This window comes from Paraburkholderia sp. GV068 (assembly GCF_003058125.1).
GTDB classification, from domain to species: Bacteria; Pseudomonadota; Gammaproteobacteria; order Burkholderiales; family Burkholderiaceae; genus Paraburkholderia; species Paraburkholderia graminis.
This window is the reverse complement of sequence record NZ_QBUB01000024.1, coordinates 15,978-35,971: the sequence shown is the minus strand read 5'-3', so window position 1 is coordinate 35,971 and position 19,994 is coordinate 15,978. Positions and strand designations below refer to the sequence as shown.

General features: G+C 63.6%; 18 protein-coding genes. 4 read left to right on the top strand and 14 right to left on the bottom strand.

Features of this window, described 5'->3' with window-relative positions:
* Window position 1: 1 nt before the first annotated feature.
* From coaE to yacG, 3 genes are all read left to right on the top strand, one after another.
* Window positions 2–604: a dephospho-CoA kinase gene (gene coaE, locus C8K18_RS30745; protein WP_107710838.1), complete on the top strand. Its 603-nt coding sequence runs from the start codon at window positions 2–4 to the stop codon at window positions 602–604.
* 275 nt (window positions 605–879) lie between these two features.
* Window positions 880–1,635: a cell division protein ZapD gene (gene zapD, locus C8K18_RS30740; RefSeq protein ID WP_006051828.1), complete on the top strand. Its 756-nt coding sequence runs from the start codon at window positions 880–882 to the stop codon at window positions 1,633–1,635.
* Window positions 1,636–1,776: 141 nt separating this feature from the next.
* Window positions 1,777–1,974: a DNA gyrase inhibitor YacG gene (gene yacG, locus C8K18_RS30735; RefSeq protein ID WP_029971508.1), complete on the top strand. Its 198-nt coding sequence runs from the start codon at window positions 1,777–1,779 to the stop codon at window positions 1,972–1,974.
* An 81-nt stretch (window positions 1,975–2,055) separates the two neighbouring features.
* Here yacG and C8K18_RS30730 read toward each other — a convergent pair whose 3' ends face one another.
* From C8K18_RS30730 to secA, 4 genes are all read right to left on the bottom strand, one after another.
* Window positions 2,056–2,478 (bottom strand): NUDIX domain-containing protein, encoded by a 423-nt coding sequence (locus C8K18_RS30730; RefSeq protein ID WP_029971509.1) that lies wholly within the window; start codon window positions 2,476–2,478, stop codon window positions 2,056–2,058.
* On the bottom strand, window positions 2,475–3,344 hold the full coding sequence (locus C8K18_RS30725; protein WP_006051825.1) for an ATP-binding protein: 870 nt from the start codon (window positions 3,342–3,344) through the stop codon (window positions 2,475–2,477). The genes C8K18_RS30730 and C8K18_RS30725 overlap by 4 nt, the downstream gene beginning before the upstream one ends.
* Before the next feature lie 40 nt (window positions 3,345–3,384).
* Window positions 3,385–4,626, bottom strand: a complete 1,242-nt coding sequence (gene argJ / locus C8K18_RS30720; protein WP_053858767.1) for a bifunctional glutamate N-acetyltransferase/amino-acid acetyltransferase ArgJ — start codon at window positions 4,624–4,626, stop codon at window positions 3,385–3,387.
* A 150-nt stretch (window positions 4,627–4,776) separates the two neighbouring features.
* Window positions 4,777–7,587 (bottom strand): preprotein translocase subunit SecA, encoded by a 2,811-nt coding sequence (gene secA, locus C8K18_RS30715; protein ID WP_006051823.1) that lies wholly within the window; start codon window positions 7,585–7,587, stop codon window positions 4,777–4,779.
* 289 nt (window positions 7,588–7,876) lie between these two features.
* On the opposite strand from secA, the gene C8K18_RS30710 reads away from it, so the two are divergent.
* Window positions 7,877–8,362 (top strand): DciA family protein, encoded by a 486-nt coding sequence (locus tag C8K18_RS30710; protein ID WP_006051822.1) that lies wholly within the window; start codon window positions 7,877–7,879, stop codon window positions 8,360–8,362.
* 83 nt (window positions 8,363–8,445) lie between these two features.
* On the opposite strand, the gene lpxC is transcribed toward C8K18_RS30710, so the two are convergent.
* The 10 genes from lpxC to murD form a co-directional block, all read right to left on the bottom strand.
* Window positions 8,446–9,363: a UDP-3-O-acyl-N-acetylglucosamine deacetylase gene (gene lpxC, locus C8K18_RS30705; RefSeq protein ID WP_029971512.1), complete on the bottom strand. Its 918-nt coding sequence runs from the start codon at window positions 9,361–9,363 to the stop codon at window positions 8,446–8,448.
* Between the two features lie 295 nt (window positions 9,364–9,658).
* A complete protein-coding gene (locus C8K18_RS30700) occupies window positions 9,659–10,162 on the bottom strand; it encodes a peroxiredoxin (protein ID WP_029971513.1) in 504 nt (167 codons plus the stop codon).
* Between the two features lie 221 nt (window positions 10,163–10,383).
* Complete coding sequence (gene ftsZ / locus C8K18_RS30695; protein WP_029971514.1) at window positions 10,384–11,580, bottom strand: cell division protein FtsZ; 1,197 nt, start codon at window positions 11,578–11,580, stop codon at window positions 10,384–10,386.
* Window positions 11,581–11,697: 117 nt separating this feature from the next.
* Window positions 11,698–12,930, bottom strand: coding sequence for a cell division protein FtsA (gene ftsA / locus C8K18_RS30690; RefSeq protein ID WP_013340575.1), 1,233 nt, complete (start codon window positions 12,928–12,930; stop codon window positions 11,698–11,700).
* A gap of 27 nt (window positions 12,931–12,957) precedes the next feature.
* Window positions 12,958–13,710 (bottom strand): cell division protein FtsQ/DivIB, encoded by a 753-nt coding sequence (locus tag C8K18_RS30685; protein WP_029971515.1) that lies wholly within the window; start codon window positions 13,708–13,710, stop codon window positions 12,958–12,960.
* A 34-nt stretch (window positions 13,711–13,744) separates the two neighbouring features.
* The gene (locus C8K18_RS30680) at window positions 13,745–14,686 is read right to left on the bottom strand and encodes a D-alanine--D-alanine ligase (protein WP_029971516.1); all 942 of its coding nucleotides are present in this window, start codon (window positions 14,684–14,686) and stop codon (window positions 13,745–13,747) included.
* A gap of 1 nt (window position 14,687) precedes the next feature.
* Entirely contained in the window at window positions 14,688–16,091 is a 1,404-nt protein-coding gene (gene murC / locus C8K18_RS30675) for a UDP-N-acetylmuramate--L-alanine ligase (RefSeq protein ID WP_107710837.1), read from the bottom strand.
* On the bottom strand, window positions 16,088–17,206 hold the full coding sequence (gene murG, locus C8K18_RS30670) for an undecaprenyldiphospho-muramoylpentapeptide beta-N-acetylglucosaminyltransferase (protein ID WP_107710836.1): 1,119 nt from the start codon (window positions 17,204–17,206) through the stop codon (window positions 16,088–16,090). Before murG ends, murC begins: the two co-directional genes overlap by 4 nt.
* Window positions 17,203–18,474, bottom strand: a complete 1,272-nt coding sequence (ftsW, locus tag C8K18_RS30665; RefSeq protein ID WP_006053211.1) for a putative lipid II flippase FtsW — start codon at window positions 18,472–18,474, stop codon at window positions 17,203–17,205. Before ftsW ends, murG begins: the two co-directional genes overlap by 4 nt.
* Window positions 18,471–19,985: a UDP-N-acetylmuramoyl-L-alanine--D-glutamate ligase gene (gene murD / locus C8K18_RS30660; protein ID WP_107710835.1), complete on the bottom strand. Its 1,515-nt coding sequence runs from the start codon at window positions 19,983–19,985 to the stop codon at window positions 18,471–18,473. The genes ftsW and murD overlap by 4 nt, the downstream gene beginning before the upstream one ends.
* Window positions 19,986–19,994 lie beyond the last annotated feature (9 nt).

Sequence of the window (19,994 nt, the reverse complement as noted above, 5' to 3'; positions counted from 1 at the left end):
CATGTTCGTGGTGGGACTGACTGGCGGCATCGGCAGCGGCAAATCGACGGTGGCCGATCTCTTCGCGGCGCACGGCGTGCCGCTCGTCGACACCGATGTGATCGCGCATCGCCTCACCGCGCCGCAAGGCATGGCGATGCCGCAGATCGCCGCCGAGTTCGGCAATGCATTCGTCGCCGCCGATGGCTCGCTTGACCGCGCGCGCATGCGCGCACTCGTCTTCAGCGACGACGCGGCGCGCAAGCGCCTCGAGAACATCACGCACCCTTTGATTCGCGCCGAGACCGAACGCGAACAACGCGAGGCGAAGGGGCCGTATGTGATCGTCGTGGTCCCGCTGCTCGTCGAGTCGGGGAGCTGGAAAAACCGCGTGGATCGCGTGCTCGCCGTGGACTGCAGCGTGGAGACGCAAATCTCGCGCGTGATGAGCCGCAACGGTTTCAGCCGCGATCAGGTGCTTGCGATCATCGCGCGCCAGGCAACGCGCGAAGCGCGCCTCGCCGCCGCCGACGACGTGATCGTGAACGACAACGCGCCGCTTGCCCCGTTGGCGGCGCAAGTCGACGCGCAGCATCGCGCGTACCTTGCGCTCGTGGGAGCGTAAGCGGCACAGAAGTCAGCGGCGCAGCGCGAGCGTCTGCACGCATGTCGCGGGCATCTCGCTTTGACGACAAAACCGCGCGCCGATGCCTGACGTCAGCCGTTGGCGCGAATCGTTGAACTTCGGCACAGTCTGCATGCCGAAGCAGTTGAAAACCGCCGAAAACGCGCAGAAAAGTTTGCACAGACGCGCACAAAAAGCGCGCGATTGCTAGGGTAGTCCCACGGCATTAGAATGTCCTGCATTCCCGTCACCGACCACGCCCGAGGCGAGCCCGCTTGATCCTTTACGAGTACCCCTTCAACGAGCGAATCCGGACGCTATTGCGCCTCGAAGATCTGTTCGAGCGCTTCACGTTCTTTCTGACGCAGCAAGACGCCAGGGAACATCACGTCGCACTGACTACGCTGTTCGAAATCTCCGAGGTAGCGGGTCGCGCGGATCTCAAGTCGGATCTGATGAAGGAACTCGAGCGGCAGCGGCAAACGCTCGCGCCGTTTCGCGGCAATCCGGGAATCGAGCAGAGCGCGCTTGAAGCCGTGCTCGGCGAAATCGAGCAGACCTTGGCGGGGCTTTCGCAGATGCAGGGCAAGACCGGCCAGCATCTTGCAGAGAACGAATGGCTTGCGAGCATCCGCAGCCGCGCGATCATTCCGGGCGGCACCTGCAAGTTCGATCTGCCGTCGTACTATGCGTGGCAGCAGCTTCATCCGGATCAGCGCCGTCAGGACATCGCGAAATGGGTCATGCCGCTGCTGCCGCTGCGCGACGCCGCCACGATCGTGCTGAGGCTTGCACGGGAGTCCGGCCAGGCGTCGAAGGTCATGGCGATGGCGGGCAGCTATCAGCAAATGCTGTCGGGCCGCTCGTATCAGTTGATGCAGGTACGCGTGGCGCCCGAATTGCGTGTGATTCCCGAGGCCAGCGCGAACAAGTACATGCTGTGGGTGCGCTTCACGGTGCAGGACGGCGACTTGCGTCCGCGCGCGGTGGACGTCGACGTGCCCTTCCAGCTCACGCTTTGCAGCCTGTAAGCCCCGTCCGTTCCGACTGTCGGACAGATTCGGATTCACAGATACGTACAGCAGGCGCCCCCCCGGTCGGCCGCGCCTTTAAAGCGGCGCCAAATGCCCTTATATTCGTTACTGTTCAAATTGCACTAGTTGCCTGACCGTATGCCAACCGTCGTCAAATGCCCCACTTGCGGAAAGGACGTCCGCTGGACACCTGAAAGCCGGTTTCGCCCATTCTGCTCCGAGCGTTGCAAGCAGATGGATCTAGGCGCCTGGGCCGCCGAGAAGTACAAGATCGGCGGGACCGATCAGGAAGCGTCGTCGGACGAGACGCCTGACGGGGACTACAACCCGCATTGACCGGTACGGTACGGCACGGCGCGCCCCGTTCGCGCCGCACCTGAGCGCGAGTGGCCGCAACCGCGCCGTTTCCTTTCCCGATTACTGTTTCTCCGCCGCGAGCCATTCCAGCACTGGAATGGTGGCGGGCAACAGCGGCGACACGTCGGCGGGCAACGCCTGCCAGACAAACGCCTGACCTTCGCGGCCATGCGGCTCGCCCGTCCACTGCGTCACCTTGCAGAAAAAGAGCCGCACGTAGGCGTGCGGATAGTCGTGTTCGAGCGTATGCCAGAGGTGACAGGCCTTTACGTCGATGCCGAGTTCCTCGTGCAACTCGCGCGCGAGCGCCGCCTCGACCGATTCCCCCGCCTCAAGCTTGCCGCCCGGAAACTCCCAGTAGCCTTCGTACGGCTTGCCGGCCGGACGCTGCGCGAGCAGATAGCGCCCGTCCGGCTGCACGAGCACGCCGACGGCAACCTCTGTGACCGGGCGGCCCGCTGCGTTTTTCAGCGCGTCGCTCATGCCTGAGCTTTCCGGCCGGACCAGTCGCGCGCGAACTGCCACGCCACACGCCCCGAACGCGACCCGCGCTCCAGCGCCCACACCAGCGCATCGCCGCGCGCCGCCTCGACTTCGGCGTCGTTGCAGCCGAAATGCCGCAGCCAATGCGCGATGATCGACAGGTAGTCGTCCTGCTTGAACGGATAAAAGCTGACCCACAGCCCGAAACGTTCTGACAGTGAGATCTTTTCTTCGACAAGCTCGCCCGGATGAATCTCACCATCGGACGTGTGCTTGTAGGTCTCGTTGTCGCTCATGTACTCGGGCAGCAGATGGCGGCGGTTCGACGTCGCGTAAATCAGCACGTTGTCCGATTGCGCGGCGACCGAGCCGTCGAGCGCGACTTTCAGCGCCTTGTAGCCCGACTCGCCGTCTTCGAACGAGAGGTCGTCGCAGAACACGACAAAGCGTTCCGGCCGTTTCGCGATCAGATCGACGATGTCGCCCAGGTCGTGCAGGTCGTCCTTGTCCACTTCAATGAGACGCAGGCCGTCTTTCGCGTACGCGTTCAGGCACGCCTTGATCAGCGACGACTTGCCGGTGCCGCGCGCGCCCGTCAGCAGCACGTTATTCGCGGGCAGCTTGTGGACGAATTGGCGCGTGTTCTGCTCGATGAGCGCTTTCTGGCGATCGATGTTTTGCAGATCGTCGAGCGTGATGTCCGAGATGGCCGGCACCGGTTGCAGATAGCCGCGCCCCTGGCGCTTGCGCCAACGAAACGCCACCGCCGCCGACCAGTCGATTTCAGGCGCGGCGGGCGGAAGCATCGCTTCGAGGCGGACGAGCACGGCTTCGGCCCGTGTCAGAAACTGTTCGAGTTTGTCCATGACAATGAATGAGCGGCCCGAGGCCGCGTGATGAACCGGATTACGAGCGGTAGTCGGCGTTGATGCTCACGTAGTCGTGCGACAGATCGCAAGTCCAGATCGTGGCTTGCGCATTGCCGCGACCGAGCACGACGCGAATGCCGATCTCGCTCTTTTTCATGACGCGCTGGCCGTCTTCTTCACGGTACGCCGGATTGCGGCCGCCGGCAGTCGCGACCAGCACGTCGTCCAGATACAGATCGATCTTGCCGACATCGAGATCGTCGATGCCGGCATAGCCGATGGCCGCCAGGATGCGGCCGAGGTTCGGGTCCGATGCGTAGAAAGCCGTCTTCACGAGCGGCGAATGGCCGATCGCATACGCGATCTGGCGGCATTCGCCGACGCTCGAACCGCCTTCCACCTGAACCGTCATGAATTTGGTCGCGCCTTCGCCGTCGCGCACGATCAATTGCGCGAGCGTCTGCGCGACTTCGGTCACCGCGTCGCGCAACGCTGCATAAGCGGGCGAGTCGGTGGACGTGATCGCCGGCAGGCTGGATTTGCCCGACGCGATCAGGATGAATGAATCGTTGGTCGACGTGTCGCCGTCGATCGTAATGCAGTTGAACGAGCGATCCGCCACGTGCTTGACCAGCGCGTCGAGCACGGGCTGCGCGAGCGCCGCGTCGAACGCGAGGAAGCCGAGCATGGTCGCCATGTTCGGCTTGATCATGCCCGCGCCCTTGCTAATGCCGGTCAGCGTGACGGTGTGGCCGTCGATCGTGACCTGGCGCGAGGTGGCTTTCGGCAGCGTGTCGGTGGTCATGATCGCCTGCGCGGCGTCGTACCAGTTGGCTTCCTTGCGATTGGCCAGCGCGGCAGGCAAACCGGCCTTCAGCCGATCGACCGGCAGCGGTTCCAGAATCACGCCGGTCGAAAACGGCAGCACCTGTTCCGGCGCGATGTCCGCGAGGCGGGCGAGTTCCGCGCAGGTTTCGCGCGCGTGCGCGAGGCCCGGTTCGCCGGTGCCCGCGTTCGCGTTGCCGGTGTTGATCACGAGCGCGCGAATCGGCTTGCCGCCGGCGCGCACGCGCTCGAGATTCTCGCGGCACACGGTGACGGGCGCCGCGCAGAAACGGTTCTGCGTGAACACGCCGCCTACCGTCGCGCCTTCGTCGACGGAAATGACCAGCACGTCCTTGCGGTTCGGCTTGCGAATGTTCGCCTCCGCCCAGCCGAGCGTGACGCCGGCGACGGGATGCAGTTGAGCGGGATCGATCGAGGGGAAATTGACAGCCATGGTCGCGACCTGTCGAAGAAAATGCCGGCGGGCGCCGGCATCGAGGAAAACGGAACTGGTGGCTCGGGCAAGATGCCGGAGCACCGCGAAATCAAGCACAACATACTGGCAAAGCGACGCGGCGCGCTCAGGGGCGCGCCGCTTTCGGCATTATGCGATCTTGCCGTGACACTGCTTGTACTTCTTGCCGCTGCCGCACGGGCACGGATCGTTGCGGCCGACCTTCGGCACGCCGTCCGCGCCGACAGCCGACGCCGCTTGCGACGACGACGCGTGGCTCATTGCGTCGCCGATCATCGCGGCAGTCGCGGCTTCCACGGCGGCGGGCGCTGCAGCCGACGCTTCGGCGAATTCCGCATGACGGAACTCGACGTTCTCCAGATGGCCGCCCTGCTCTTCCATCTGTTCGGCCGCCTGTTCGAGCTGCTCCGGCGACTGGATCTGCACGTTCATCACGATGCGGGTGACTTCGAGCTTGACCGCGTCGAGCATCGCGGCGAACAGTTCGAACGCCTCGCGCTTGTATTCCTGCTTCGGGTTCTTCTGCGCATAGCCGCGCAGATGGATGCCCTGACGCAAGTGGTCCAACGCCGCCAGATGTTCGCGCCAGCTACGGTCGAGCGTTTGCAGCATGATCGAGCGCTCGAACGCGCTGAACGATTCGCGGCCGACCAGTTCGACCTTCGCCTCGTACGCTTCGTCCGCGGCAGCCTCCACCGCCTCGAGAATCTCGTCCGACGTGATCGAGTTCGACTCGTTGATCATTTCCTGGATCGCGAGGTCGAGCTGCCATTCGTTGCGCAGCACTTCCTCGAGTTCCGGCACGTCCCACTGTTCTTCAATGCTGCCCGCCGGCACGAACTGGTGAACGATGTCCGCAATCACGCCATGACGCATTGCGCCGATGGTTTCCGTGATGTCGTTTGCCTCGAGCAGTTCGTTGCGCTGCTGGTAGATGACCTTGCGCTGATCGTTCGAGACGTCGTCGTATTCGAGCAGTTGCTTACGAATATCGAAGTTGCGCGCCTCGACCTTGCGCTGCGCCGATTCGATGGAGCGCGACACGATGCCCGCTTCGATCGCCTCGCCTTCCGGCATTTTCAGGCGGTCCATGATCGCGCGCACGCGGTCGCCCGCGAAAATGCGCAGCAGCGGATCTTCCAGCGACAGATAGAAGCGCGACGAACCCGGATCGCCCTGACGGCCCGCACGGCCGCGCAACTGATTGTCGATCCGGCGCGATTCATGGCGCTCGGTGCCGATGATGTGCAAGCCGCCCGCGGCCTTCACCTGGTCGTGCAGCGCCTGCCATTCGTCGTGCAGCTTCTGGATGCGGCGGCGCTTTTCGTCCTCGGGAATCGTTTCGTCCAGTTCGATGAACGACGCCTGCTTTTCCGCGTTGCCGCCGAGCACGATGTCGGTGCCGCGACCGGCCATGTTCGTGGCGATCGTGATGCGCTTCGGACGGCCCGCTTCGGCGACGATCTCCGCTTCGCGCGCATGCTGCTTCGCGTTCAGCACTTCGTGCGGCAGACCGGCCTGCTTCAGCAGGTGCGACAGCAGCTCGGAATTTTCGATCGACGTCGTGCCGACCAGCACCGGCTGCCCGCGCTCATAGCAATCGCGGATGTCGCGGATCACCGCGTCGTAGCGTTCCTTCGCGGTCTTGTAAATCTGGTCCTGCTTGTCGATCCGCTTGGGCGGACGATTGGTCGGAACGACGACCGTTTCGAGACCATAGATCTCGTTGAATTCGTAGGCTTCCGTGTCCGCCGTGCCGGTCATGCCGGCGAGCTTGGCGTACATGCGGAAGTAGTTCTGGAACGTGATGGAAGCGAGCGTCTGGTTCTCGCTCTGAATCTTCACGTGCTCCTTCGCCTCGACAGCCTGATGCAGCCCGTCCGACCAGCGGCGACCCGCCATCAGACGGCCGGTGAATTCGTCGACGATGATCACTTCGCCGTTTTGCACCACGTAATGCTGGTCTTTGTAGAACAGCGTGTGTGCGCGCAGCGCGGCATACACATGGTGCATCAGCGTGATGTTTTGCGGCGCGTAGAGGCTTTCGCCTTCACCGATCAAGCCCCATTCGGCGAGCAGGCGCTCGGCCTTTTCGTGGCCCGATTCGGTCAGGAAAACCTGGCGGCCTTTCTCGTCGAGCGTATAGTCGCCCGGCTTTTCGACGCCGGTGCCGTCCGCCTTCTCTTCGCCGATCTGGCGCTCGAGCAGCGGCGGCAGCGCGTTCATGCGCACGTAGAGTTCGGTGTGGTCTTCGGCCTGGCCCGAGATGATCAGCGGCGTACGGGCTTCGTCGATCAGGATCGAGTCCACTTCGTCGACGACGGCGAAGTTCAGCCCCCGCTGCACGCGCGCTTCCGGCTCGTACACCATGTTGTCGCGCAGGTAGTCGAAGCCGAACTCGTTGTTCGTGCCGTACGTGATGTCGGCCGCGTACGCTTGCTGCTTCGCGTCGTGATCCATCTGCGACAGATTGATGCCGACGGACAGCCCGAGGAAGTTGTAGAGGCGCGCCATCCATTCGGCGTCGCGCTGCGCAAGGTAGTCGTTCACCGTGACGACGTGAACGCCGCGGCCCGACAGCGCGTTCAGGTAGACCGGCAGCGTGGCGACGAGCGTTTTACCCTCGCCGGTGCGCATTTCGCCGATCTTGCCGTAGTGCAGGACCATGCCGCCGATCAGCTGCACGTCGAAGTGGCGCATTTTCAGCACCCGCTTGCTCGCCTCGCGGCAAACCGCGAAGGCTTCCGGCAGCAGCTTGTCGAGCGACTCGCCGCTCGCGATGCGCTGGCGGAACTCGTCCGTTTTGGCGCGCAGTTGATCGTCCGTCAATTGCTCGATCTGCGGCTCGAGCGCATTGATCGCCGCGACGGTCTTTTGATATTGCTTGACTAGCCGCTGGTTGCGGCTGCCAAAAATCTTCTGTAGAAAACCGGTGGTCATCGGATCGGTGTCTGCGTCGCGGCTTCGGCTGGTCGCGGCGTGCGGTTAAAAGCACGCGCGCTCCGGGGTCGGAATGGCCTCGGCGGCTTAGTCCAAGAGTGAATTCGAATCGGGCATTTTAGCACGCGCCCCCGCCCGCGCCTGTGTCCGCGGCGCGACGTCGGCGGGGCAGCAACGCCCGTCGCGCGGAGCTTCGGCGGCGTGCATACGGGCGCGTCGCGGGGCATCTCGCACGGTACAATCGCGACGTGTGCGCACATCGGGTGCGAACGCGCCCTCACTGTCAAACATGAGCCGTTTTCCTTCCTTTTCAAGGCCGCCGCCCAAGCAGTTCAACGTGCGCCGGCCGCAGCCGGTCGCCGAGGTGCTCAGGCGCACCGACGCGTTTGCCGCGCTGCGCGCGGGCGTCGAGCAGATCGCCGCGCTCGAGAAGGACTTGCGCGAGCTGCTGCCCGATTATCTGGGATCGAGCGTGGAGCCGGGCTTCATCAAGGAAGGCGTGCTGTCGCTGTTCGCCGCGCATAACGCGCTGGCGGCGCGGCTGCGCCATCTCGAACCGCGACTGCTGTCGGATTTGCAGCAGCGCGGCTGGCCGGTCAATGCGCTGCGCATTCGGGTGCGGCCGCAGCCCGTCAAGGAGCCGCCGCAGCCCAAGCAGGCGCGCATGACGCCAGCCGGCGCCGATGCGCTGCATGCGTTGAGCGAATCGCTCGCGCCGTCGCCTCTACGCGAAGCGTTGGCGAAGATGGCGGCGCGGCATCGGAGAAATCGTTGAACAAAAAATAAGCGGCTCACATGAGCCGCTTATTTTTCGTACGCCTGCTTCGGAAGTTTCACCGAAGACTTGACGCGGATTCCCTACGCAAAAGCCGTCTGCGTCTCGTATGCGAAGCCGCGCGGCGCCTTTTGCGTGTCGTCGAACGTGACGATCTCGTACGAATCTTCGTGCGCCAGCAGTTCGCGCAGCAGCGCGTTGTTCAGGCCGTGGCCCGACTTGTACGCGTTGTACGAAGCCAGCAACGGATGCCCGATCACGTACAGATCGCCGATCGCGTCGAGCATCTTGTGCTTCACGAACTCGTCGTCGTAACGCAGGCCGTCGTTATTCAGAATGCGGTACTCGTCGAGCACGATCGCGTTGTCCATGCTGCCGCCGCGCGCGAGGCCCAGTTCGCGCATCATCTCGACTTCATGCGCGAAGCCGAACGTGCGGGCGCGCGCGATTTCGCGCACATACGACGTATTGGCGAAATCGACTTCCAGCGCCTGGCCGGTTTTATCGACGGCCGGGTGGCGGAAATCAATCGTGAATTTGAGCTTGAAACCGAAATACGGATCGAGGCGAGCGAATTTGTCGCCGTCGCGAATCTCGACCGGCTTCGTCACCTTGATGAATTTCTTCGGCGCGTTCTGTTCTTCAATTCCCGCGGATTGAATCAGAAACACGAATGAGCCGGCACTGCCGTCCATGATCGGGATTTCTTCCGCGGTCACGTCGACATACAGATTGTCGATGCCGAGACCGGCGCAGGCGGACATCAAATGCTCGATAGTCGACACGCGCGCGCCGTCTTTCTGCAATACGGAAGCGAGACGTGTATCGCCAATCGCCATTGCCGACGCAGGAATGTCCACCGGCGTGGGCAAATCCACGCGCGAAAAGACAATGCCCGTGTCCGGCGCTGCGGGGCGGAGCGTCAGGTCGACCTTACGGCCGGAGTGCAAGCCGATGCCGACCGTCTTGACGATTGATTTGATAGTGCGCTGCTTCAACATGGTCATCTTTTGCTCGATTGAAAATCCCAATCGGGACTTTTTATTCCATAGCGCGAATTATACTCCATAACCCTAAGCAGCGTCTTCGCGCGGAAAGTATCAATCTGTTTCGCTGCATTACCCGTCTTTTTCAACGGGCGCCCGTGAGGGAAAGCGTGACGGGCCGACGTCCGGAACGGAGGCGTTTCCGGTCGTCGGCCCGCGTAACGGCCTGTCACAAAGCGTCGTCGCAACCGTTGCCATTGCGCCACGCGGATAACCGCGTGCGAAGGCGAAGGCGCCGACGCGCTGATAACTAGCTCAACGTTGCGAGAATACTCCCTGCATCGCTTACTTCGAATTTGCCGGCAGCCTCGACGTTCAACGTCTTGACCACGCCGTCGTCGACAACCATCGCGTAGCGCTGGGAACGGATTCCCATGCCGCGCGCCGACAAATCCTGCTCGAGACCGAGCGCTCGTGTGAAAGCCGCACTGCCGTCCGCCATCATGCGCACCTTGCCCGAGGCATGCAGATCGCGTCCCCACGCGCCCATTACGAACGCGTCGTTCACGGACACACACCAGATTTCGTCGATGCCGGCCGCGCGCAACTGCTCAGCGTGTTCGACGTAACCCGGCACATGTTTGGCAGAACAGGTCGGCGTGAACGCGCCAGGCAATCCGAAGATCACCACGCGCTTGCCCGCCGTCTGCTCGCGCACGTCGAAGCTGTTAGGCCCGATCGTGCAGCCCGCGCGCTCGTCTTCGACATACTCGAAGAGCGTTGCGTCGGGCAGCTTGTCACCTGCTTGAATCATTGCTCAGTCCTTTGCATCGATGCGAAGCATCGCCCGCACGTTATCGTGTCGCAGTGAATCGGCGACAGTTGCCCAAACCACTTCGTTTTCCGAAGAGGGCACTTGTCCTTGCCGCGAATCCGACGATACGCGGCTTGTTAGCCGTTCACCCGCCACGCTCGTGCATTCGTCCGCCAACGCCGGAAACTAAAACGGCGCGGACAGCGAAGCCTCCCGTGCGCTCAGTCCGCCTGCTTGCGCAGGAATGCCGGAATGTCGTACGTGTCGACGCCCTTTTCCTGCAGCGCCTGCACGTGCGAAGCCGCGGTGTCGCGCGACGTGCGCCATACAGCCGGCGTGTCGAGCGCGCCGTAGTCCGCCGTGCTGGCGTGCGACGGCGTTGCGTACGAGCCGTGTTGTGCGGCGATCGGCTGGTTGTCGGTGCCGGTGCGCAGCAGCGTCATCGGTGCCGATTGCTGCTTCTTCGCTGCACGGCCAAGACCCGTTGCGACGACCGTCACGCGCAGCGCGTCGCCCATTGCATCGTCGTACACCGCGCCGAAGATCACCGTTGCGTCTTCCGCCGCGTAGCTCTTGATCGTGTTCATCACTTCGCGCGTTTCCGACAGACGCAGCGAACGGCTCGACGTGATGTTGACCAGCACGCCACGCGCGCCCGACAGATCGACGCCTTCCAGCAGCGGGCTTGCAACAGCCTGCTCGGCAGCGAGACGCGCGCGATCGACGCCGGCAACGGTCGCCGTGCCCATCATCGCCTTGCCCTGCTCGCCCATCACCGTCTTCACGTCTTCAAAGTCGACGTTCACCAGACCGTCGACGTTGATGATTTCCGCGATGCCGGCAACTGCGTTGTTCAGAACGTCGTCTGCGCACTGGAAGCACTTGTCCATCTCGGCGTCGTCGCCCATCACCTCGAACAGCTTGTCGTTCAGAACGACGATCAGCGAGTCGACGTGATCCTCCAGTTGCTGCGAACCGGCTTCTGCCACACGCATGCGCTTGCCGCCTTCGAACTCGAACGGCTTGCTGACCACGCCAACAGTCAAGATACCCATCTCTTTCGCGATCTGCGCGACCACGGGTGCTGCGCCCGTGCCCGTGCCGCCGCCCATGCCGGCCGTGATGAAGACCATGTGCGCGCCGCGCAGTGCGTCGGCGATGCGCTCACGTGCTTCTTCCGCTGCGGCGCGGCCCATTTCCGGCTTGGCGCCGGCGCCCAGACCCGTGTTGCCCAACTGGATCACCGCGGTGGCGCGCGAACGCGACAAAGCCTGCGCGTCCGTGTTCATCACGATGAAGTCGACGCCTTGCACGCCTTTGTTGATCATGTGCTGAACAGCATTGCCGCCAGCGCCACCTACTCCGACCACCTTGATGATGGTGCCGTTCGTTTCGGTTTCCAGCATTTGGAAATCCATGATGCCTCCGTCAAGATAAAAAATTGCAGCCACTCGGCCGTTATTCGGCAGGAGATCGGGCAACCTCCTGTCGCGCGCCAGCCGCCGGCACCAGCGCGTATTTTGAAAACGAATGCGTTAGAAGTTGCCGAGGAACCAGTCCTTCATGCGCGTGAACACCTGTCCCATGGAACCGGATTGCACCGCGACCTTGCGGCCGCGCATGCGTTGCGAGCGTCCTTCGACGAGCAGACCCATCGCCGTCGAATAACGCGGATTGCGCACCACGTCGGCGAGACCGCCCGCGTATTCCGGCACGCCGATACGCACCGGCTTCAGGAAAATGTCTTCACCCAGTTCGACCATGCCGAGCATCATCGACGCGCCGCCGGTCAGGACCACGCCCGAGCTCAGCAGTTCCTCGTAACCCGACTCGCGCACCACCTGCTGCACGAGCGAAAACAGTTCTTCGACACGCGGCTCGATCACCGCGGCCAGTGCCTGGCGCGACAGCGTGCGCGGACCGCGCTCGCCGAGACCCGGCACTTCGATCATTTCGTCCGGATCGGCCAGCGCCTGTTTGGCGATGCCGTAATCCACCTTGATGTCTTCCGCGTCCGGCGTCGGCGTGCGCAAGGCCATGGCGATGTCGCTCGTGATCTGGTCGCCGGCAATCGGAATCACGGCCGTATGACGGATCGCGCCTTCGCTGAAAATCGCAATGTCCGTCGTGCCGCCGCCGATATCGACCAGCACCACGCCCAGTTCCTTCTCGTCTTCCGTCAGCACCGCGAGCGACGACGCGAGCGGCTGCAGAATCAGATCGTTCACTTCGAGGCCGCAGCGGCGCACGCACTTCACGATGTTCTGCGCCGCGCTCACCGCGCCGGTGACGATATGCACCTTCACTTCGAGGCGAATGCCGCTCATGCCGATCGGCTCGCGCACATCTTCCTGACCGTCGATGATGAATTCCTGCGTGAGGATATGCAGCACCTGCTGGTCGGTCGGAATGTTGATCGCCTTCGCCGTTTCGATCACGCGCGCCACATCGGCCTGCGTGACTTCCTTCTCCTTGATCGCCACCATGCCGCTCGAATTGAAGCTGCGAATGTGGCTGCCGGCGATGCCGGTGAAAACGTTGGTGATCTTGCAGTCGGCCATCAGTTCGGCTTCTTCGAGCGCACGCTGAATGGACTGCACAGTGGCTTCGATGTTCACCACCACGCCTTTCTTGAGCCCCTTCGATTCGCTCTGGCCGAGGCCGATCACCTCGTAGTGACCTTCGCCCTTCAATTCGGCGACGATGGCCACCACCTTCGACGTCCCGATGTCGAGGGCGACCAGCAGATCTTTATAGTCTTTACTCATAGCGTGCTCATTGCGTGTGATGTCCGTTTACTTCTTGCCCTTGTCGGGTTCGCTGATAAAGCGCATGCCAGCGGCACGAATCGCGAAACCGTTCGGATAGCGCAAGTCCGCATACTCGATATCCTTCCCCCAACGTTGCGTCACGGCGTTCCAGGCCGCCGTCAGGCGCTTGCTCCGATCGAGCAGCGTGTCCTGATTGCGCTCGCGTCCCAACTCCACCTGCGTTCCGTTCGACAGCTTCACCGTCCACGCGTAACGCGGCGACAGCGTGACTTCTTCCGGCGTGGCGCCCAGCGGCGCGAACCACTTCTGAAAGTCGTGATAACGCGCGACCACTTCTTTCGCCGTGCCGTCCGGGCCGTCGAACGCGGGAAGCTCCTGTTCGAGCTCGCCCTGATTCGCGGTGAACAGCTCGCCGTCGACGCTCACCAGTTGATCGCTGCCCCACGTGCCAAGCGGTTTGTACTCTTCGAGCGTGACAGCCAGCGCATTGGGCCAAACTCGCCGCACGCTCGCGTGACGCACCCACGGCATCTGCTCGAACGCCTGACGTGCGACGTCGAGATCCACCGTAAAAAAGTTGCCCTTCAAACGACCTACCACGCCCGCGCGCACCGTCGGCGAATTGATGTGCTCCGTATCGCCGTCGATCTGAATCTCGCGCAGCGCGAAATTCGGACGCTGGATCATCCAGTAAGCGCCAGCCGCCAGCAGCACGAGCACCAGCAACGCATGCAATGCGCTGGCGGCGAGATTGAGCTGGCGAACGTTGTTCCACATGGTGTTGCTTCCGGGTTGCCCCGCGTAGTCCTGATCAATCCTTCAAGGTCAGCGCCAACACGCCGACCACCAGTTCCTGATAGCTGATGCCCACCGCGCGCGCCGCCTTCGGCGGCAGCGAGTGATCGGTCATGCCGGGCGCCGTGTTCACTTCGAGGAAGTACGGGTTGCCGTCCGCGTCGAGCATGAAATCGGCGCGGCCCCAATCGGTGCAGCCGAGCACGTCGAACGCGCGGCGCGCCAGCACTTTCATGCGCGTCTCTTCGGCGGGCGTGAGGCCGCACGGAATCAGATACTGCGTGTCGTTGGCGATGTACTTCGCGTGGTAGTCGTAGAACTCGCCGGCCGGCACGATGCGGATCACCGGCAGGTCCAGATCGCCTGCGATGCACGCGGTGTATTCGCCGCCGCCCTCGATGCTCTTCTCGACCACCACGATCCTGTCGTACTTCACCGCTTCGACGAGCGCCGCAGGCAACGCGTCCGCGCTCTTCACCTTGATGACCGCGACGCTCGACCCTTCGCTCGCCGGCTTCACGAAGAGCGGCAAGCCGAGCTTCGCGACGATCTCCTGCGCGCGCGCTTCGTAGTCGTCGCCGCGCAGCACGGCTTCGAACGGTGGCGTCGGAATACCGAGTTGCTGCCACACGAGCTTGGTGCGGAATTTGTCGAGCCCGAGCGCCGAGCCGAGCACGCCGCTGCCCGTGTACTTGATGCCGTAAAAATCGAGCGCGCCCTGAATCTGGCCGTTTTCGCCGTAGCCGCCATGCAGCGCATTGAACGCGCGCACGAAGCCTTCGTCCTTCAATGCGGCGAGCGGACGCTCGGCCGGATCGAACGGATGCGCGTCGATGCCGGCGTCGCGCAGACCTTGCAGCACGAGGCGCCCGGAATTGAGCGACACTTCGCGCTCGGCCGAATTGCCGCCGAGCAGCACGGCCACCTTGCCAAATTTTTTCGGGTCGATACTGCTCATCTCACACCTTCGTTTCCTGAGCGAGGCGACCCGGCACACCGCCGATCGAACCTGCGCCCATCGTGATCACCACATCGCCGTCGCGCACCAATGCTGCGAGCGCGTCCGGCACTTCATCCACCGTATCGACAAACACCGGCTCGACCTTGCCCGCGACGCGCAACGCGCGCGCGAGCGCCCGGCCGTCCGCGGCGACGATGGGCGCTTCGCCGGCCGAATACACTTCGGTCAGCACGAGCGCATCGACCGTCGACAGCACCTTGACGAAATCTTCAAAGCAATCGCGCGTGCGCGTGAAGCGATGCGGCTGGAACGCGAGCACGAGACGCCGCCCCGGAAATGCGCCGCGCGCCGCCGCGACCGTTGCCGCCATTTCGACCGGATGATGTCCGTAGTCGTCGACCAGCGTGTATGCGCCGCGCGTGTCGCCGTCGCTTGTGACCGGCACCTCGCCGTAGCGCTGAAAGCGCCGGCCCACGCCGTTGAAATCCGCCAGCGCTCGCTGGATATCGGCATCTTTCACTTCGAGTTCAGTCGCAATCGCGATCGCGGCCAACGCGTTCTGCACGTTGTGCTCGCCCGGCAGGTTCAACACGATGTCGAGCGGCGCCGCGTCTTCGCGCATCGCGGTGAAATGCATCTTGCCGTCGCGCGCTTCGACGTTGACCGCGCGCACTTGCGCGTCGGGTGCGAGGCCGTAACGGATGATCGGCTTCGACACGAACGGCAGAATCTCCTTCACGTTCGGATCGTCGACGCACAACACGGCGATGCCGTAAAACGGCAGACGGTGCGTGAATTCGATGAACGCCTGCTTGAGCCGCGCGAAGTCGTGGCCGTAGGTGTCCATGTGATCGGCGTCGATGTTCGTGATGACTTCGATCACCGGAAAGAGATTCAGGAACGACGCGTCCGATTCGTCCGCTTCGGCGACGATAAAGTCGCCCGTGCCGAGCCGCGCGTTCGCGCCCGCGCTGATCAGCCGTCCGCCGATCACGAAGGTCGGATCGAGTCCGCCTGCGGCGAGCACGCTTGCGACCAGCGACGTAGTCGTGGTCTTGCCATGCGTGCCGGCAATCGCAATGCCCTGTTTCAGGCGCATCAGTTCCGCGAGCATGACCGCGCGCGGCACGATCGGAATACGGCGATGACGCGCGGCCAGCACTTCCGGGTTGTCGCTGCGCACCGCCGTCGAGACGACCACCGCGTTCGCGCCCTCGATGTTCTCCGCCGCGTGACCGATTGCGATACGTGCGCCGAGTGCGGCGAGGCGATCCGTGACAGCGTTGCTCGACAAGTCCGAGCCGCTCACCTGATAGCCGAGATTGAGCAGCACCTCCGCGATGCCGCTCATGCCGACACCGCCGATGCCGACAAAGTGAATATGTTTGACGATGTGTTTCATTGCTTTCCTTCTGGGCTCGCGCCCGAAATCGAACCCGCCACGCTCGCGCAAATCTGCGCGACCTGTTCAGTGGCGTCGGGTTTCGCGAGCGAGCGCGAACGCTCCGCCATCTCCGCGAGACTTTCCCGCGTCTGGCTGCGCAACCAGCCGGCGAGTTTTTCCGCCGACAGATCGCGTTGCTGCACGACCAGCGCCGCGCCGTTGTCGGCGAGAAACGCTGCATTAGTGGTTTGATGATCGTCCACCGCATACGGGAACGGCACGAACAACGCGGCCACACCAACCGCTGAAATCTCCGACACGGTCATCGCCCCCGAGCGGCAAATCACGAGGTCCGCGCTTGCATAGGCGCTCGTCATGTCGTCGATGAACGGCACGAGTTGCACGTCAGCGCCCGTTTGCAAACCGGCTGCCGCGTAGTTCTCGCGCAGCGCGTCGATATGTTTTGCGCCCGCCTGATGCACGATGCGCGGACGTTCGTTCGGGGCCAGCAGCGCGACCGCGCGCGGCACGACTTCATTGAGCGCCGCGGCACCGAGACTGCCGCCGACCACCAGCACATTCAACGGACCGTTGCGTTCTGCATAGCGTGCTTTGGGCGCAATCGCGCGCGCAAGTTCCGCACGAATCGGATTGCCGGTCCATTCGCCGTGCGGCAACGCATTCGGAAACGCAACGAGCACGCGTTTGGCGAGCTTCGCGAGCACCTTGTTTGCAAGGCCCGCAATCGAATTCTGTTCGTGCAGCACGAGCGGACGTCCGCTGAACGCGGTCATCAGGCCGGCCGGAAACGTGATGTAGCCGCCCATGCCGAGCACCACATCCGGCTTCACGCGACGCAGCACGCTCAAGCTCTGCGTACATGCGCGAAGCAGATTCAGCGGCAGCATCAGCTTCGTTTTCAGGCCCTTGCCGCGCAGTCCGCCGAAGCGCACGTATTCCATCGGGATGCCGTGCTTCGGCACGAGCGTCGCTTCCATGCCCGCGGGATTGCCGAGCCATACGACCTTCCAGCCCCACGCCTGCATCAGGTGAGCGACCGCGAGCCCAGGGAACACGTGTCCCCCGGTACCGCCGGCCATCACCATCAGCGTGCGTTGCTGCGTGGAGGTCATACTTTCCCTCCCCGCATCAGCACACGATTTTCGTAATCCACCCGCAGCAGCACCGCGATGGCGATGCAGTTCTGCACGATGCCCGAGCCGCCGTAGCTGACGAGCGGCAACGTCAGACCTTTAGTCGGCAGCAGGCCGAGGTTCACGCCCATGTTGATGAACGTCTGCGCGCCGAACCAGATGCCGACGCCCTTCGCAACGAGGCCCGCGAACGTGCGGTCGAGTGCGAGCGCCTGGCGGCCGATCTCGAACGCGCGGCGCACGATCCAGTAGAACATCACGATCACGATGAGTACGCCGACAAAGCCGAGCTCCTCGCCGATAACAGCGAGGATGAAGTCGGTATGCGCTTCCGGCAGATAGTTGAGCTTCTCGACACTGCCGCCGAGTCCCACGCCGAACCACTCGCCGCGGCCAAATGCGATCAGCGAGTGCGTCAGTTGATACGCCTTGCCCTGCGCATAACGGTCGTCCCACGGATCGAGGTACGCGAAAATCCGCTCGCGCCGCCACGGCGACGCCCACACCAGCAAGCTGAACGTGCCGACCGCCGTGGCGACGAGGCCGCCGAACAGCTTGCCGTTCACGCCGCCGAGAAACAGCAGACCCATCGCGATCGCCGCGATCACCATGAACGCGCCCATGTCCGGCTCGAGCAGCAGCAATGCGCCGACGAAGCCGACCGCCATCGCCATCGGCAGAAAGCCTTTGGCGAAGCTGTGCATGTATTCCTGTTTGCGCACCGTGTAGTTCGCCGCGTAGATCGTCACCGCGAGCTTCATGATTTCGGACGGCTGCATGTTCGTGATGCCGAGCGGAATCCAGCGGCGCGCGCCGTTCACGCCCTTGCCGACGTGCGGAATCAGCACGATGACCAGCGCGACGAGCGCGATCAGAAAGAGTTTCGGCGCGTACTTGTCCCACGTCGAAATCGGAATACGGAACGCTATGACGCCGACCACCGCGCCCATCGTCACGAAGATGATCTGACGCACAAGGAATGCGTAGTCGCGATACGACGCGTACTTCGGCGAATCGGGCATCGCGATCGACGCCGAATACACCATCACGACGCCGAGCCCGAGCAGCGCGACCACCACCCACAGCAGCGAATGATCGTAGTCGAGCATGCGCGAGCGCAGCGGCCGCACGCCATTGACGGCGCTCGCGAGACCGCTGCCGCCCGTGCGGCCACCGACGCGTGCTGCGTTGGCCGTGTCACCGGCGCCTGCGCCTGTGCGCGAACCGAATCGTTCGGACCAGCTCATATCATCGTCCCCCGTTCGGCCGCGATTTCTTCCACCGTGCTGCGGAACACCGCGGCGCGATGCGCGTAACCCTTGAACATGTCGAAGCTCGCGCAAGCGGGCGACAACAGCACGGCGTCGCCAGGTTGTGCGAGTACGGCGGCGGCACGCGTCGCTTCTTCGAGCGTCGCGTGATCGGTCATCGCGATGCCGGTGTCTTCGAGCGCCGCGCGAATCTGCGGCGCGTCGCGGCCAATCAGCATCACCGCGCGGCACCAGCGCATGACGGGCGCGGCGAGCGGCTCGAAGTCCTGGCCCTTGCCGTCGCCGCCTGCAATCAGCACCGCGCGTTGCGCGAGGCCGTCGAGCGCGGCGACCGTGGCGCCGACATTGGTGCCCTTGCTGTCGTCCACGTAGTCGATGCCGTCGATCGACGCAATCAATTCCACGCGATGCGGCTCGCCGCGGTACTCGCGCAAGCCGTGCAAGAGACGCGCGGCGGGCAAGCCGATCGCGCGTGCGAGCGCATACGCGGCGAGCGCGTTGGCCGCGTTGTGCAGACCGCGAATGCGCAGCGCGTCGGCAGGCATCAGGCGCTTGAGCGCAATATTCGGCGGCGTGACCGCTTCGTTCTTGCGGCGGCGCTTCGGCGCTACTTCGTCACTCGCGTCGAGATCGTGTGCTTCGACGAGCCAGATCATCGCGTTATCGCGCAGCAAACCGTAATCGCCGTCGTTCTTCGGTTCGGTTACGCCGAAGGTCACCACGTCGACATCGCCCGGCTCCGAAGGCGCGAGCGCCATGACGCGCGCGTCGTCGCGATTGAGCACGCGCACGGTTTGTGTACCGAAGATGCGGCCTTTCGCAGCGGCATACGCATCGAGGCCGCCGTGCCAGTCGAGGTGATCCTGCGTGATGTTGAGGATCGCCGCCGCGTCCGGCTCGAACGTATGCGAAGTCTCCAACTGGAAGCTCGACAGTTCGAGCACCCACACGTCGGGCAGCGCGGTGTTGTCGATGGCTTCGCTCAGTTTGTCGAGCAGCGCCGGGCTGATGTTGCCCGCGACCGCGACCTTCTTGCCCGCGCGTTCGCACAGCAGCCCCGTGAGGCTCGTCGTCGTGGTCTTGCCGTTGGTGCCGGTGATCGCGACGACCTTCGGCGCATAACCGCTTTCGCCGAGCGTCTTCAGCGCTTGCGAGAAGAGTTCGAGTTCGCCCCACACAGGGATGCCTTGCTCGCGCGCCGCGGTGATCAGCGGCAACAAATCGGCGGCGAGCGGCGACAAACCGGGGCTGATCGCGACGAGTTCCACGCCTTCGAGCAGCACCGGCGAAAACGGGCCGCCGACAAACGCAGCGTCGACGCCGTGCGCTTCCAGCGCGGACAGGTTCGGCGGCACTTCGCGCGTATCGGCCACACGCAGCCGACAGCCGTGCCGCGCGCACCAGCGCGCCATCGCGAGACCGGATTCACCCAGTCCCAGCACGAGCACCATCGGCTTTTGCCGATCCCGAAACTTCTCGCCGAACATCGTCTGCTT

What these genes read in the sequence shown, in the direction of transcription:
- C8K18_RS30710 (WP_006051822.1), top strand. Translation starts at nt 7,877, where the DNA reads ATGAGCCGTTTTCCTTCCTTTTCAAGGCCGCCGCCCAAGCAGTTCAAC.
- C8K18_RS30730 (WP_029971509.1), bottom strand. Translation starts at nt 2,478, where the DNA reads ATGAGCGACGCGCTGAAAAACGCAGCGGGCCGCCCGGTCACAGAGGTT.
- C8K18_RS30700 (WP_029971513.1), bottom strand. Translation starts at nt 10,162, where the DNA reads ATGATTCAAGCAGGTGACAAGCTGCCCGACGCAACGCTCTTCGAGTAT.
- argJ (WP_053858767.1), bottom strand. Translation starts at nt 4,626, where the DNA reads ATGGCTGTCAATTTCCCCTCGATCGATCCCGCTCAACTGCATCCCGTC.
- murG (WP_107710836.1), bottom strand. Translation starts at nt 17,206, where the DNA reads ATGACCTCCACGCAGCAACGCACGCTGATGGTGATGGCCGGCGGTACC.
- C8K18_RS30680 (WP_029971516.1), bottom strand. Translation starts at nt 14,686, where the DNA reads ATGAGCAGTATCGACCCGAAAAAATTTGGCAAGGTGGCCGTGCTGCTC.
- ftsW (WP_006053211.1), bottom strand. Translation starts at nt 18,474, where the DNA reads ATGAGCTGGTCCGAACGATTCGGTTCGCGCACAGGCGCAGGCGCCGGT.
- C8K18_RS30685 (WP_029971515.1), bottom strand. Translation starts at nt 13,710, where the DNA reads ATGTGGAACAACGTTCGCCAGCTCAATCTCGCCGCCAGCGCATTGCAT.
- ftsA (WP_013340575.1), bottom strand. Translation starts at nt 12,930, where the DNA reads ATGAGTAAAGACTATAAAGATCTGCTGGTCGCCCTCGACATCGGGACG.
- secA (WP_006051823.1), bottom strand. Translation starts at nt 7,587, where the DNA reads ATGACCACCGGTTTTCTACAGAAGATTTTTGGCAGCCGCAACCAGCGG.
- coaE (WP_107710838.1), top strand. Translation starts at nt 2, where the DNA reads ATGTTCGTGGTGGGACTGACTGGCGGCATCGGCAGCGGCAAATCGACG.
- yacG (WP_029971508.1), top strand. Translation starts at nt 1,777, where the DNA reads ATGCCAACCGTCGTCAAATGCCCCACTTGCGGAAAGGACGTCCGCTGG.
- murC (WP_107710837.1), bottom strand. Translation starts at nt 16,091, where the DNA reads ATGAAACACATCGTCAAACATATTCACTTTGTCGGCATCGGCGGTGTC.
- murD (WP_107710835.1), bottom strand. Translation starts at nt 19,985, where the DNA reads ATGTTCGGCGAGAAGTTTCGGGATCGGCAAAAGCCGATGGTGCTCGTG.
- ftsZ (WP_029971514.1), bottom strand. Translation starts at nt 11,580, where the DNA reads ATGGATTTCCAAATGCTGGAAACCGAAACGAACGGCACCATCATCAAG.
- lpxC (WP_029971512.1), bottom strand. Translation starts at nt 9,363, where the DNA reads ATGTTGAAGCAGCGCACTATCAAATCAATCGTCAAGACGGTCGGCATC.
- C8K18_RS30725 (WP_006051825.1), bottom strand. Translation starts at nt 3,344, where the DNA reads ATGGACAAACTCGAACAGTTTCTGACACGGGCCGAAGCCGTGCTCGTC.